This is a genomic window from Rugamonas brunnea, assembly GCF_014042345.1.
GTDB classification, from domain to species: domain Bacteria; phylum Pseudomonadota; class Gammaproteobacteria; order Burkholderiales; family Burkholderiaceae_D; genus Rugamonas; species Rugamonas brunnea.
In genome coordinates this window covers 82,404-95,492 of the sequence record NZ_JACEZT010000010.1, presented here as the reverse complement: position 1 = coordinate 95,492, position 13,089 = coordinate 82,404, and the positions used below count along the sequence as shown (strand labels likewise).

The window sequence follows — 13,089 nt, the reverse complement described above, 5'->3', positions numbered from 1 at the left end:
AGCCGGTGCTTTTGTCCGGAGCCGGTGAGAAAGTGCGCATTTTTCATTTGAGCAAGATGATACCCTGTCATCAAGAAAGACGATGGGCAAATGGTCGCCGTTAAATTTGCTGGATACGGGCGCGAGCGCGTGGGTGGCCGAGTTTCTAGTCGGCGTATGACGGCTTCCGGCCACAAGCAGACGGAGTAATTCCTCAAAGAGTGTATGAGAAAATTAAAATTCACTATTTTCTTCGTCACCACATATCTGCTGATTGCAGTATATTTCTTGTACAGTTTTTATGCTTCTCACGAGAAAAATGATGCGATTGTAATTTTAGCATTATTAACGATGCCCACCGAAATTGCACTTCTCCCTATCGTTAACCAAGATTGGTCAGCATACTCACAAGGAGCTATTACGGTTGTGGCGGGCTTAATTCAGTATGTGTGCGTCGGTTTGATCTTAGATGTGAGAGCGAATAAAAAGGATGAAGTTGCCTAGACAATTAGCGACCAACAGTAAAAGTCAAAAGAAATAAAGGATTGGGTGACCAATAAATAATTATGGCAACAAAACCTAAAGAAAAAAGAACGGCTTTTCTTTTCACCGCAAATATAGTTTCGATTCTACTCTACATGTATATTGCATCGAGCGCTTGGGTTGAGCCAGAGTTAGCCGATGTTGCCGGTGCCTCAGCCGGTGGCGCTGTTATTTGGGTCCTTGGAGCGCTTCCAATTCTTCTTTTAACGATACTCGTAAACATAGCAGCTTTGATTTGGTCAACGATCGTTCGGTATCGTAGCGGCCAGTGGTATTTCGTATGGGGAGCATGGGGAGTTACCGCGCTCTGGGGCCTAACTGTAGCTTATGATTTTTCACGCCATGGCGTCTGAGAACGGCCAAAAGCGGACTGAAGCGATAATGCGCGGGAACAGTTTTATGAAACAGGATTTTTAATGACTAACGTGTTTAAAAAAATAGTTCGGACGCATACCTATCGGTTAATTTTTTTTCTTTCTTGTTCTTCGACTGCCATGGCAGCAGCGCACGCGGCGGCAGAACCTATCGATGCCGCCATCGCATCGGCAGGTGTTGCTCTTAATGCCGCCTGTACCCCACAGTGGCCTAATATGCAAACTGATTTAAGAGGGGGCGGCAAAACGCGTCTCACCGTGGTGGTTGACGAAAAAGGCGAGGTTAGTCAATCAAAACTTGACGCATCAAGCGGACAAAACACGCTCGATGAAGCTGTACGGACCGCAGCCGAAAAATGCAAGTTCACACCTCTATTGCAGGACGGAATTCCGGTAAAGCATTCATTCATTATCCGCTATTCATGGATGCCGGGACAGACACCCGCGCCACTTCGAGCGAGGGCGACGTGCGAAAAACCGAAATACCCTGAGGCGGCTCGCCGCCGGGAACAACAAGGGACGGTAACAATGAAGTTTTTGATTGGTGTTGACGGAAGCGTGCTAGATGCGAAAATTGCCCAGTCTAGTGGGTTTCCTCTTCTCGACGAAGCTGCGCTCGCCGGCGTCGCGAAATGTCCATTTGAAGCGGCAATGGTCGACGGCAAGCCCGAGCAGACGTGGATGCAAGTGAAGTACGCTTGGACCCTTCAATAATGTTAGTTTTTGTTTGGACCAAAAACGGCCAAAACCGGACGGCCGACTTATTAAAGGATATAGATTGAATCGCTTTGCATTTTCCTCGTTGATATTGCTTGCAGCCTGCCGCGTTCTGAACGCCAACGCGGGTGAACAAGACAATTTGCCGATACCACAACCGATAAGTGCGGTCTGGACGGCAACGCAGGTCTGTATGGGACTTACTGCCGAATCTCTGCAGCCATCTTCTGACGCAGGCAAGATTAAAAACGAAGGCGCGATCGAGTTCAAGCAGTTCGGCATCCGGTACAAAATTCCATACGTGCCAAAGGTCGACAAGTTTGTGCTGAAAGTCGTTCTTGGCGACACTTCACGCAGGGTCATCGACAACTATATCCTGATTTCAGATCAGGACCTTAAGGCACCATTCGGTGCAGTGGTCGTGACCGTATTGCCACCCGCTATCACGAACGTCGATGGAGCATTCGCTGCCGTTGATACACTCCAGCGGGGTCTTGCACAATCTTCATATCAACTTATCCACCGACGTGAATTTGATGATAGCCGGCTGGGGCGTGGCGTTGAATATATCACACCAAACAGAGTCGGCACCCTTTGCTTTCCGACATCGAAATACCAATTCGTCACGCCCGAAATGGGTATAAAAACTACCGGTATTAGCCGATTTTTTGTGCGGGGTAATGAACTTGTGGAGGTTTCATATATTGTGAATATTCCTGAGTCGATACCTGCCGCAGACCAACAGGACTTTGTTCGGAGGGAGATGGACAGGTATCTTGCTGGGCTATCGCTTACAGAGCCAGCTCACTGATTTGCTGGAATCGGCCAGGAGCAGACGGCCAAAAATTCATAGGAGAATTTCTTGCTTCCAGAGATACCTAGCCAGTATGTCGAATATCTCAACACCAACGGTGCTTTTGAGGGATATACCACTGACGAAGACGTGCCAGGCTATATTGCGCTTTGGACGTTAGAAGAAATTCCTAGGCATAATCGAGACATCGATGTGGAGACGCACGCGCCGGGTTTTATTGTATTTGCGGGCAATGGTGGTGGGGAAGTGTTGGCATTTGATGCTTCTGGCGCAGTGTATATGCTGCCGATGATTGGCATGGCCTCCGACTGCGCAATTTTAGTGGCCGAAAATTTTCAATCATTGGCAGAACGATTCGTGCGTTGACGGCCAACAACAGACGCTGCCGTATCACATGACGTTATGGAAATATATTTCAAAGATAAATTTGAGTTAGGAGCATCTAATGACGAAAAGTTTTGCTCGAATCTTAAAGTGCGTAGGCCTGTACGCGCTTTCATGCTGGGTCACGACATGTTTTGCCCTTACGATCCCGAACGACCGAAACCCTGCATATAATTCGTCAATCAACCCAAAGTACAACTCTTCGATCAATCCGAAATACAACTCTTCGATCAATCCAAAATACAACTCCTCTATCAATCCAAGTTATAACTCGTCCATAAACCCAAGCTACAACTCATCGATCAACCCAAAGTACAACTCCGCGATCAATCCTAGCTATAACTCGTCGTTGAATCCGAACTACAACACTTCTCTTGATCCTACCAAGTCGCGCTGGTCGGGGCTTTATATGTTCGACATTGAAGGCAACCTCACCGGTATAGCCGTCCGAGCAGAGCAGGGTTTTTTTGTGATCTTTGGCAGCGGCGGCGAGTGGAAGGGTTATCTCACTTCAGACGGTGGGACAGGGTACAACTTATTTACGACCGATGGCGAGTGGGTCGGGTATTTGGTTAGCAACACAGCGAAGGGGTTTTGCCTTTTCTCGAAGGAGGCAGAGTGGGTTGGCTTTTTGAACTGAGTGCTTCAGCGCGTGTCTATTTCGGCCGACAGGAGAAGGGTTTGCCACCTGATATTGCCGACAGGACCATTTGCGGATTGGGTTTTTAGCTCTTATAGTTTGCCAGGAAAATACAATGTGGCGATTTCGACGCAGGTTCGAAGAAAAGATTAGCTTCTCCTGTCGGCCATCAGCAGCCGGTCAAATTTAGACAGTCAATTCAAGTTTCGGAGTGAAGCGATGCAATGTAGTTGTGACCGGAAAGCCGCCTTTGTGGAGATTGGACAGAACTACACGGAGTTTGTTGCGGGAATGCGCTGCGTGGATACTGGCGACTGGATCAAACTTTTGCAATGCCCCGAATGTGGTCAGCTTTGGCGCGTCGATGCATGGGACAAATATCAAACACTTTATGCTTCAAAATTGAGCACACCCGAGGGCTGGAAATTAACTGATATGGTGTCCTTGATAAAGAAGCGCATGGTTGAAAATCATGGAGGGGCCGATACGTCACCTTGCCTGGCGAAGGGCTGTAAGCACTTTGCACTTAAAGGCAGAGCATATTGTGTCGATCATTTTTATGAAACCGGGGCAAGAGCTTGAACAGCCGAAACCGGCCAAAAGCTGTCGGTCATGCAGGCCTTCCAAAGCGCGCCATGCCCGTAAGGCAGCTGTGCTATAGATTCAGCTTATATTGGCCGCTTGAGATATTGCATGGTTTGTTCGTTTTGTTAAACCTGTCGAGTGTTTTGCCACTTATAGGAAATGAGGCGTCATGAAACACCTTGCACTGGCTGTCGCCCTCGCGCTCTCACACCAAGCGTTTGCCAGTTCGTCTCCATTTGTGAAGGCGGAACTGCTCAGTAACGGAGCTACGTTAAGTTTGCAACGTCATGACGGCAGCCAGCTTATTGCGCCAAAGTTTGATGATCAGGAGTTCTTCGACAATCCGGCCATCGCAAGCGATTCCTCTTATGTCGGCTGGCTCGCTCTGTTTCCAGATCGCGGGGCTTCGTATCCCCAGCCATTGTATCTTGTAATTTTGGATCGTTTTAATCATGTCCATCGCTTTGAAGGTAAGTTCGGCATGGTTTTTGGATGGTGCTTTACAGAAGACGGGAGTTCTGTCGTGTACAAGTATAGTTTCCCACATGGCACGACCCCGATCGCCTTTGACATGCGCCGCATAGAAGATGAAAAGCTTCTGCGCCGGTTTGAACTCGATCCGATCGCTCCTGAAGAGAATGAGGACGCAGTCCTTCAATCAAAAACTCCAAGATGGGCAAGGTGCGCGACAAAAAGAGTACGTGGACACTAAAAAGAAAAGATTTGTGTAGATTACATTGACCCATTAGCCGATCAACGAGGCGCCAGACTATGACCAAACAAGAGGAAGCCTATGTGCACTTCGTCGGGTGCATGGAGAACCTGAATCGGGCATGGATGCTCACGCAACTTATTCGGAAGAACGCCGCTGCAGAGCCCCTGATCACCGCCGCATATGAGCTTGCGCTGATTGAATATGCAAAGTCGTTCAAGCCATCAGAAGGCATCCATTCCAGAAAATACATTTGGCAAGAACCATCCCTTTCGAAGGAACAGTTGGAACTGCATCGCAAAATCATCAAGTTAAGAGACAAAGTGCTTGCGCACTCGGACATCAGTGTCAAGGAGGCACAACTCTATGTCTCGGAATCTGGAGGGAGTCCGATCATGACGGTTGTTTCAAACATGCCTGAGCAGTTGCCGCTACCAGAAGAAGTATCGGCGCTAATCGAGCAACTTCTTCGAGAAAAATATGCCGAATTAGAGGCACTTGACCATGCGATGGTCGCGGCAACAGCTCAACAAGGGACTCTAACTGACGCGGCGGCTGAGCCGAAATATTGAATTCCCTGACTGCAATTCCATTGTCCGCTTTGGGGCGGAAGCCGCCGCCCGAATAGGCGTCCATGCAATGCTCTAGCGCGCGGACAATTGCTTCCGTGGTGGTGCTGCCAGAGCTGCGCAAATAGTCGCAAAGCTCCGCGTAGGCGGCCGATGGTACGGCCGTTTGGCCCGGTTTAACTTCGCTATTCATTTACCCCTCTCGTTCTCTTTCGTTTTGTCTCGTTTCCTCTCTTTGGACAAGGAAACTTGTGGCGAGTTCAAACGAGACAAAAAGAGATAAAACGAGATAGGCAAATGAATAGCGTAGTTAGAATGCCCCGGAAGCTCACACCCATCTCTCCATAGAGGCGGTTTCCTGCTGGAATGATGGTTGCGACTTGGCGAACGAGTGGCGGCGCGACGGCAATGTTCGCGCTGTTTGGCTATGCGGCTTGTTGTCGGCGGAAAAGACCGGGTAGGGCGAGGGGCCGCCGACATGGTGGCCGGCGGCGTGTTGAGGGAAAACGACGCAGTTACAGAATCGCGCGCTGGCGCAGGCCGGCCAGTTGGGCCTCGTCCAGCCGTAGCCATTCGCGCAGCACTTCATCCGTGTGCTGGCCCAGCGTGGGCGGCGCCAGCCGGTAGTCGACGGGCGACGCGGCCAGCCGCATCGGGTTGGCCACCAGCGGCACGGCGCCCAGCGTTGGATGCTCGACTTCGATGCGCAGGCCGCGCGCGCGCACGTGCGGGTCGGCGAACACCTGGTCGATGCGGTTGATTGGGCCGCACGGCACGCCGGCCGCTTCCAGCGCCGCGATCCAGTCGGCCGTATCGCGCGTGATGGTCACCTGCCGCAGCTGCCGTATCAGCACCACGCGGTTGGCCACGCGCTGCGGATTGGTGGCGAAACGTTCGTCGGCAGACCATTCCGGATGGCCGGCCACGGCGCAGAACTTGGCGAACTGGCCGTCGTTGCCGATGGCGAGGATCATGTCGCCGTCAGCCGTGGGGAAGTCCTGGTAGGGCACGATGTTGGGATGGCTGTTGCCCATGCGCCCCGGCAGCACGCCGCCGGCCAGGTAGTTCGACGCCTGGTTGGCCAGCCCGGCGATCTGCACGTCCAGCAGCGCCAGATCCACATGCTGGCCCAAACCGGAACGGGCGCGCTCGGCCAGCGCGGCCTGGATGGCGATGGTTGCGTACAGCCCCGTCATCACGTCCGTCAGCGCCACGCCCACTTTCTGCGGACCGGCGCCCGGCTCGCCCTCGGCGGCACCCGTCACGCTCATCAAACCGCCCATGCCCTGGATCAGGAAGTCATAGCCGGCGCGCGCCGCGTACGGGCCGTCCTGCCCGAAACCGGTGATCGAGCAGTACACGAGGCGCGGATTGAGCGCCAGCAGGCTGGGGGCATCCAGCCCGTAGCGGGCCAGGCCGCCGAGCTTGAAGTTCTCCAGCACTACGTCCGCTTCCAGCGCAAGCTGGCGGATCAGCGCCTGGCCTTCCGGCTGCGCCATGTCGATGGTGACGGAGCGCTTGTTGCGGTTGGCGCACAGGAAGTAGGCGGCCGCGTCGCGGTGCTCGCCGCTGGCGTTGTTCAGGTAGGGCGGACCCCACGAACGCGTGTCGTCACCCTGGCCGGGGCGCTCGACCTTGACCACGTCGGCGCCCAGGTCGCCCAGCACCTGCCCGGCCAGCGGGCCGGCCAGCACCCGCGACAGGTCCAGTACCTTGATGCCGCGCAGCGGCGCGGCCCGTTGTGCGGTCGCCTCCATGGGCTTAGGAGAAGGCGGCCAGACCGGTGATGGCGCGGCCGAGGATCAGCGCGTGCACGTCGTGGGTGCCCTCGTAGGTGTTGACCACCTCCAGGTTGACCAGGTGGCGCACCACGCCGAATTCGTCGCTGATGCCGTTCCCGCCCATCATGTCACGCGCCATGCGGGCGATGTCGAGCGATTTGCCGCAGCTGTTGCGCTTCATGATGGAGGTCAGTTCCACGGCGGCCGTGCCTTCATCCTTCATGCGGCCCAGGCGCAGGCACGATTGCAGGCCCAGCGTGATCTCGGTCAGCATGTCGGCCAGCTTCTTCTGCACCAGCTGGTTGGCGGCCAGCGGACGGCCGAACTGCTTGCGGTCCAGCGTGTACTGGCGGGCGCGCGTGTAGCAGTCCTCGGCGGCGCCCAGTGCGCCCCAGGCGATGCCGTAGCGGGCGCTATTCAGGCAGGTGAACGGGCCTTTCAGACCGCGCACGTCGGGGAAGGCGTTCTCCTCGGGGCAGAACACGCCGTCCATCACGATCTCGCCCGTGATGCTGGCGCGCAGGCCCATCTTGCCGTGGATGGCCGGGGCGCTCAGGCCCTTCCAGCCTTTCTCCAGCACGAAGCCGCGGATCGCGCCTTCATCGTCCTTGGCCCATACGACGAACACGTCGGCGATCGGGCTGTTGGTGATCCACATCTTGGAGCCGGTCAGCTCGTAGCCGCCGGCCACCTTGCGGGCGCGGGTGATCATGCTGCCGGGGTCGGAGCCGTGGTTTGGTTCCGTCAGGCCGAAGCAGCCTATCCATTCGCCGGTGGCCAGCTTGGGCAGGTACTTTTGTTTGGTCGCTTCCGAGCCGAATTCGTAGATGGGCACCATCACCAGCGACGACTGCACGCTCATCATCGAACGGTAGCCGGAGTCAACGCGCTCCACTTCGCGCGCGACCAGGCCGTAGCACACGTAGTTCATGCCGGCGCCGCCGTACTGTTCCGGGATGGTCACGCCCAGCAGGCCCAGTTCGCCCATCTCGCGGAAGATGGCGGGATCGGTCTTCTCGTGGCGGAACGCTTCCAGCACGCGCGGCGCCAGTTTGCCCTGGCTGTAGTCGCGGGCGGCGTCGCGCACGGCGCGTTCGTCGGCCGTCAGCTGTTCGTCCAGCAGGAACGGGTCATCCCAGTGAAATGCGGCTTTGCTCATGTGTGTCTCCTGGTGGGTAGGCCGGCGCGGTGGCCGGCATGGAATTGGATGGCATCATCTTAGAGGCGGCGGGGCGGGGGCGCAAACGATTTATTCGCACTCAGATATGCATGGCGCTCATATCTTGAGGCATACTTGCGATGCTGATACCCTTAAAACCCTGCAATGACACTGGCCAGACATGACAAGAAAAATCCCCATGCTGCAATCGCTGACCTGTTTCGAGGCCGCCGCGCGGCACGAAAGCTACACCCACGCAGCGCGCGAATTGTCGCTCACGCAGGGCGCCGTGTCGCGCCAGGTGGCCGGTCTGGAGAGTTTTCTCGGCGTGCGGCTGTTCCAGCGCACGCGCCACGGGGTGGCGCTGACGCCGGCCGGCGCGGCCTATGCGCAACAGGTCGCGCTGCGGCTGGCCGGGCTGGAACGCGATACGCTGGACACCATGGCCCGCCAGGGCAGCGGCGGCGTGGTGCGGCTGGCGTCCGTGCCCACCTTTGCCACCCGCTGGCTGCTGCCGCGTTTGCAGGATATGCAGCGCGTGCATCCCGACATCACGGTCCACATCGACGCCGAGACCCGGCCCTTCATGTTCACCGAGGCCGAATATGACGCGGCGCTGTACGCGGGCAGTCCCGAGCAGATCGCCAACTGGCCCGGCACGCGGGCCGTTTTGCTGATGCACGAGACGGTGGTGCCGGTGGCCAGCCCGCGCCTGCTGGCCGCCCGCAAGCGCTGGACGCCGCGTGATGTCGCCACGCTGCCGCTGCTCCAGCAAAGCACCCGTCCCGAGGCTTGGCGCCAGTGGTTTGAGGCGATGGACGTGGGTGCGGAGCAGGCCATGCAGGGGCCGCGCTATGAACTGTTTTCGATGCTGGCCACGGCGGCCACGCACGGGCTGGGCGTGGCGCTGCTGCCGGCCATGTTCGTCGAATCGGAATTGGAACGGGGCGAGCTGCAACTGGTGTGCGACCGGCCGCTGGGCGGGGCGCGGGCCTATTACCTGATCACGCCGGACAACGCGCATGAGAAGCCGCCCGTCGAGCAGTTCCGGCGCTGGCTGCTGGATCAAGTGGGGCAGGGCGCGACGGCGGCGGGGTAGTGACGGCGGGCCGGCCGGGGCGAACGGTGCGTTGCCTTTAGGGCTACCCGAAACCTCAATTTCGTCATTCCCGCGCAGGCGGGAATCCATAGGCCGCGTATTCAGAGGGTCTGTATGGGTTCCCGCCTGCGCGGGAACGACGGTCTGCGCGGGAAGTTGTTGCTCCGGGGGCGCTACGACGGTTTTAGTTGAACGGTACCACCCGGTCGTCGGGGCCGGGCACGCAGCCTTCGGCCACGGCGGTCCAGCCATGGTGGACCACCACCTGCTTGTCATCGTGGCAGATTTCCACCCGCTCGCTGTCGGGCAGGCGCTGGCGCATGAACGTTTCGAGCGAGGCGGGCAGGCTCACTTGCAGCCGCATGGCCTCGCGGTCCGGGTCAGGATGGTCGTCCAGGTGGAGCAAGGGGATGAACCACGGCGCCAGCATCAGCAGGCGCGAGCCCACGTCCACCGGCGCGGGCGCGTAGCCTTGCGCGTGCAGCCAGTCCTGGGCGCGGGCGCGCAGGTCGTCCGCGTCCGGCATCTCGGCCCAGGCCACGGCCAGCATCTCGGCCAGCCACTGGTTGCAGTTCTGGTAAGCCAGACCGTAAGCATAGGCGTTGGCGCTGTAATGTTCGGCTAGCAAGTGCAGGGCACGCGGGTTGTCGAGCAGGGCCGTCCGCAGCGGCGCGGTGGCGGTGGCGGGCAGGCGCAGCAGCGAAATGTAGCCGAGCGCCGGATCGTCCGTGCCCATGGCGAAGCCGGCCAGGCCCTGGTCGTAGATGCGGGGCCGGCTCTCGTCGCAGGCGTAGTACAGTTGGCGGGCGGACCAGGCGCCCGTGTCCTGCCACGTGTCGCGATCGGGCTCGCCATTGACGGTGCCAGTGGGCGCGCCATTGATGGCACTGGCGACCGCGCCATCGACGGCACCTGCGACCGCACCATGGAAGACACCAGCGGCAGCGCCGCCATTGACGGTGCCACCGGTCGCGCCATCCGTGGTCATGGCTGGCGCAGCCACGACTGGCGCGGCCCGCCACGCCAGCGCCGCATGGGAATAGCGGATGCCAAAGCGCGACAAGTCCAGCCCGGAGCGGCTGACCAGTGCCACGCTACCAGCGCTGGCGTTCAATTCTTCGCGCACCACGGCGGCGAAGCGCAGCAGGTGGTCCTGTTCGGTCGCGTTAAGTTCATGCGTGCTGTCGCAAAAGCGCGAGACGCCGGAAAAGCCGGCAGCGTGCGCCGGGCCCGTGCCCGCGCAGGCGCACATGCAGGCCAGTACTGCGCCAACCAACCGCCGCGTGAAGGCGCGGCGCAAGATCAGATGCCGACGGGGCGAGCGGCCAGTTCGCCGTACCAGTCGTCGCCTAGCACCAGGTAGAACGCTTCGCGCGTGTCGTTGCGGGCGAAGGCGATGCCATAGGCGCGGTTCTGTGCGTAGATGAAGTCGCCCTTGTCCAGGTGCTGCTGTTCGAACGTCTTGCGCGGCAGGTCCAGCACCACGCGCTGGGCCGGCAAGTCGCCCTGCATGGTGACGCGGGCCATGCCCTCGCGCTGCGGCGTGGCGGCGATGTCAATGATGCGGTAGGCGCCGTCGGCCACCTTGTTGCCGCCCGAGGAGCTGTTGCTGGAGTCGCCCAGCGAAGTCGAGATGCTGCCGCTGGAAGCGGAACCGGCGCTGGAGGCCGACGAGGCGAAGCTTTCCGCTTGGGCGTTCAGGCCCAGCGCCAGCGCGCCTGCCAGCGCTGCGAGACGAACAGAGGTAGAAATTTGCACAACAATATCCTTGATGATTGAACAAAGCGCAAGCAGCGGCGAGCGCCACCCGACATCATAAACGCCGCCGCGTGCGCTTGGTTTACCGTTTTGCGGGCGGCTGGAAAAAAATTGGACGGCGATGTCAAAATCCCATGTTATTCTCATGGCGAGATAACGGCACCGGACCCCGACCACGTCATGGCGAAGCACTCATCCATTTACTCCCTTGTGCCTGCGCTGGCCGCGCTGGCCATGCTGCTGAGCAGCGGTGCGGCCTGGGCCGCGCCGTCGGCCCGCCTCGCGCTGGCCGAACAGCCGCTGCGCGTGATCCGCGCGGCCGATGTGTACCAGGCCGCCAGCGGCACGCCGCTGGAGCAGGACGACATCGTTGAAACGGGCGCCGGCGGCGCGCAGATTGAACTCGACAGCGGCACCATCGTGGCCATCGGTCCACAAACCCGGCTCTATCTGGGGGCGCTGGGCGCCGGGCCCAAAGGCAGTGCCGAGCTGGCGCTGCTGCAGGGCTGGATCAAGGTGCAGACCGGCGCCGGCCGCGCCCTGATCGCCGGCGAAGCCTTGCAGGCCAGCGTGGGCGGCGGCGCTGCCGTCGTGTTCAGCCGGCCGGGCCGCGATGCGCTGTTCGCCGACGCGGGCGAGCAGCTGGCGGCCCCTGTCACCGGGCCGGGCAAGGCCGGCCCCATGCAAAAGGTCGCATCCGAAAGCTATGTGCAGGCCGACGCCGGCAAACCGTTGCTGATGCTGCCGCGCGCCGATCCGCAGTTCCTGCGCGATATGCCGCCGCCATTCCGCGACCGGCTGGCGCCGGCGCCGCAGCCGGCCAAGCCGGTCAAAGTGGCCGCCCAGCGCCAGCGCGCCGCCGATTTTGCCGACGTCGAAGGCTGGCTGCGCTGCAACCTGGCCGTGCGCAGGCACTTCGTGGCCCGCTTCCGCGCGCGCCTGCAAGACCCCCGTTTCCGCCAGCAGCTGGACCAGGCGCTGGGCCATGGCAGCGAATGGCAGGCCGTGCTGCATCCGGTCGTCAAACATCCGTCCACGCCGTAACGCCGGCGCCGCAATCTTCATCCAACCTCGCAGGAGTCCACATGAAGTTGTCCATCGCAAGCAAGTTCAATCTGGTGTTCGTGACCATATTCGCAGTCGGCTTCGTGGCCGCCGGCTTCATCGCCGACAGCCTGCTCAAGCAGAGCGCGCGCGAGGAGACCTTGCAAAACGCCCGCTTGCTGCTGGAGGCGGCCAAGAGCGTGCGCGGCTACACGGCCAAGCAGATCCAGCCGCTGCTGGCCAACCAGATGAAGTACGAGTTCCATCCGCAGTCGGTGCCGTCGTATTCGGCGGTCGAGAACATGAACGTGATCCTCAAGGCCTATCCCGATTTCTCGTACAAGGAGGCGACGCTGAACCCGACCAACCTGCGCGACAAGGCCACCGACTGGGAGGTCGACATCGTGCAGAAGCTGCGCAAGTCGCCGGAGATGACGGAGTATTCGGGCGAGCGCGAGACGGCCACCGGCCGCAGCCTGTACATCGCCCGGCCGCTGCAGATCAAGGACGGCGCCTGCCTGAGCTGCCACAGCACGGCCGCCAACGCGCCCAAGACCATGGTCGACATCTATGGTCCCAACAACGGCTTCGCGTGGCAGCTCAATGAGATCGTCGGCGCGCAGGTGATCTCGGTGCCGATGGCCGTGCCGCTGCAGCGCGCCAACGCCATCTTCCGCACCTTCATGCTGTCGCTCTTGGGCGTGTTCGTGGCCGTGCTGATCGCGCTGAATGTGATGGTGCACCTGCTGGTGACGCGCCGCATCACCCACATGGCCCAGGTGGCCGACCAGGTCAGCATGGGCAAGTTCGAGGCCGAGGAATTCGAGGTCAAGGGCGGCGATGAGCTGAGCGCGCTGGCGCAGTCGTTCACGCGCATGCGCACCAGCCTGGCCAGCGCCCTGAAGATGCTCGATGAATAAGCAACCAGGAA

General features: G+C 59.4%; 15 protein-coding genes. 11 read left to right on the top strand and 4 right to left on the bottom strand.

Going from position 1 to position 13,089, the window contains the following annotated elements:
• The first annotated feature begins 204 nt into the window (after nt 1-204).
• The 8 genes from H3H37_RS15980 to H3H37_RS15945 all read left to right on the top strand — a co-directional run bounded on the left by H3H37_RS15980 (nt 205) and on the right by H3H37_RS15945 (nt 5,320).
• Nucleotides 205-483 carry a hypothetical protein gene (locus H3H37_RS15980; protein ID WP_182164245.1) on the top strand — a complete coding sequence of 93 codons (279 nt, stop codon included), beginning with the start codon at nt 205-207 and terminating at the stop codon, nt 481-483.
• Nucleotides 484-938: 455 nt separating this feature from the next.
• A complete protein-coding gene (locus H3H37_RS15975; protein WP_182164243.1) occupies nt 939-1,610 on the top strand; it encodes an energy transducer TonB in 672 nt (223 codons plus the stop codon).
• Nucleotides 1,611-1,674: 64 nt separating this feature from the next.
• Nucleotides 1,675-2,424, top strand: coding sequence for a hypothetical protein (locus H3H37_RS15970; protein WP_182164241.1), 750 nt, complete (start codon nt 1,675-1,677; stop codon nt 2,422-2,424).
• Between the two features lie 51 nt (nt 2,425-2,475).
• The gene (locus H3H37_RS15965) at nt 2,476-2,793 is read left to right on the top strand and encodes an SMI1/KNR4 family protein (protein ID WP_182164239.1); all 318 of its coding nucleotides are present in this window, start codon (nt 2,476-2,478) and stop codon (nt 2,791-2,793) included.
• A 79-nt stretch (nt 2,794-2,872) separates the two neighbouring features.
• Complete coding sequence (locus H3H37_RS15960) at nt 2,873-3,451, top strand: hypothetical protein (protein WP_220456464.1); 579 nt, start codon at nt 2,873-2,875, stop codon at nt 3,449-3,451.
• Between the two features lie 252 nt (nt 3,452-3,703).
• Complete coding sequence (locus H3H37_RS15955; protein ID WP_182164237.1) at nt 3,704-4,033, top strand: metal-binding protein; 330 nt, start codon at nt 3,704-3,706, stop codon at nt 4,031-4,033.
• A 172-nt stretch (nt 4,034-4,205) separates the two neighbouring features.
• Nucleotides 4,206-4,748 (top strand): hypothetical protein, encoded by a 543-nt coding sequence (locus tag H3H37_RS15950; protein ID WP_182164235.1) that lies wholly within the window; start codon nt 4,206-4,208, stop codon nt 4,746-4,748.
• A 59-nt stretch (nt 4,749-4,807) separates the two neighbouring features.
• Nucleotides 4,808-5,320, top strand: coding sequence for a hypothetical protein (locus H3H37_RS15945; RefSeq protein ID WP_182164233.1), 513 nt, complete (start codon nt 4,808-4,810; stop codon nt 5,318-5,320).
• A gap of 512 nt (nt 5,321-5,832) precedes the next feature.
• On the opposite strand, the gene H3H37_RS15940 is transcribed toward H3H37_RS15945, so the two are convergent.
• Nucleotides 5,833-7,074 carry a CaiB/BaiF CoA transferase family protein gene (locus H3H37_RS15940; RefSeq protein WP_182164231.1) on the bottom strand — a complete coding sequence of 414 codons (1,242 nt, stop codon included), beginning with the start codon at nt 7,072-7,074 and terminating at the stop codon, nt 5,833-5,835.
• Nucleotides 7,075-7,078: 4 nt separating this feature from the next.
• On the bottom strand, nt 7,079-8,257 hold the full coding sequence (locus H3H37_RS15935) for an acyl-CoA dehydrogenase (RefSeq protein WP_182164229.1): 1,179 nt from the start codon (nt 8,255-8,257) through the stop codon (nt 7,079-7,081).
• 181 nt (nt 8,258-8,438) lie between these two features.
• Here H3H37_RS15935 and H3H37_RS15930 point away from each other — a divergent pair, with 181 nt between their 5' ends.
• Nucleotides 8,439-9,356 carry a LysR substrate-binding domain-containing protein gene (locus H3H37_RS15930; RefSeq protein ID WP_182164227.1) on the top strand — a complete coding sequence of 306 codons (918 nt, stop codon included), beginning with the start codon at nt 8,439-8,441 and terminating at the stop codon, nt 9,354-9,356.
• A gap of 184 nt (nt 9,357-9,540) precedes the next feature.
• Here H3H37_RS15930 and H3H37_RS15925 read toward each other — a convergent pair whose 3' ends face one another.
• Nucleotides 9,541-10,608, bottom strand: a complete 1,068-nt coding sequence (locus tag H3H37_RS15925) for a DUF2145 domain-containing protein (protein ID WP_229218869.1) — start codon at nt 10,606-10,608, stop codon at nt 9,541-9,543.
• Between the two features lie 50 nt (nt 10,609-10,658).
• Nucleotides 10,659-11,114, bottom strand: a complete 456-nt coding sequence (locus tag H3H37_RS15915) for a hypothetical protein (protein WP_182164225.1) — start codon at nt 11,112-11,114, stop codon at nt 10,659-10,661.
• 180 nt (nt 11,115-11,294) lie between these two features.
• Here H3H37_RS15915 and H3H37_RS15910 point away from each other — a divergent pair, with 180 nt between their 5' ends.
• Together H3H37_RS15910 and H3H37_RS15905 are read left to right on the top strand one after the other, a co-directional pair.
• A complete protein-coding gene (locus H3H37_RS15910; RefSeq protein WP_182164223.1) occupies nt 11,295-12,158 on the top strand; it encodes a FecR family protein in 864 nt (287 codons plus the stop codon).
• A 41-nt stretch (nt 12,159-12,199) separates the two neighbouring features.
• The gene (locus H3H37_RS15905; RefSeq protein WP_182164221.1) at nt 12,200-13,078 is read left to right on the top strand and encodes a c-type heme family protein; all 879 of its coding nucleotides are present in this window, start codon (nt 12,200-12,202) and stop codon (nt 13,076-13,078) included.
• The last annotated feature ends 11 nt before the right edge of the window (nt 13,079-13,089 follow it).

What these genes read in the sequence shown, in the direction of transcription:
- H3H37_RS15960 (WP_220456464.1), top strand. Translation starts at nt 2,873, where the DNA reads ATGACGAAAAGTTTTGCTCGAATCTTAAAGTGCGTAGGCCTGTACGCG.
- H3H37_RS15940 (WP_182164231.1), bottom strand. Translation starts at nt 7,074, where the DNA reads ATGGAGGCGACCGCACAACGGGCCGCGCCGCTGCGCGGCATCAAGGTA.
- H3H37_RS15910 (WP_182164223.1), top strand. Translation starts at nt 11,295, where the DNA reads ATGGCGAAGCACTCATCCATTTACTCCCTTGTGCCTGCGCTGGCCGCG.
- H3H37_RS15950 (WP_182164235.1), top strand. Translation starts at nt 4,206, where the DNA reads ATGAAACACCTTGCACTGGCTGTCGCCCTCGCGCTCTCACACCAAGCG.
- H3H37_RS15935 (WP_182164229.1), bottom strand. Translation starts at nt 8,257, where the DNA reads ATGAGCAAAGCCGCATTTCACTGGGATGACCCGTTCCTGCTGGACGAA.
- H3H37_RS15925 (WP_229218869.1), bottom strand. Translation starts at nt 10,608, where the DNA reads ATGTGCGCCTGCGCGGGCACGGGCCCGGCGCACGCTGCCGGCTTTTCC.
- H3H37_RS15945 (WP_182164233.1), top strand. Translation starts at nt 4,808, where the DNA reads ATGACCAAACAAGAGGAAGCCTATGTGCACTTCGTCGGGTGCATGGAG.
- H3H37_RS15930 (WP_182164227.1), top strand. Translation starts at nt 8,439, where the DNA reads ATGACAAGAAAAATCCCCATGCTGCAATCGCTGACCTGTTTCGAGGCC.
- H3H37_RS15905 (WP_182164221.1), top strand. Translation starts at nt 12,200, where the DNA reads ATGAAGTTGTCCATCGCAAGCAAGTTCAATCTGGTGTTCGTGACCATA.
- H3H37_RS15980 (WP_182164245.1), top strand. Translation starts at nt 205, where the DNA reads ATGAGAAAATTAAAATTCACTATTTTCTTCGTCACCACATATCTGCTG.
- H3H37_RS15975 (WP_182164243.1), top strand. Translation starts at nt 939, where the DNA reads ATGACTAACGTGTTTAAAAAAATAGTTCGGACGCATACCTATCGGTTA.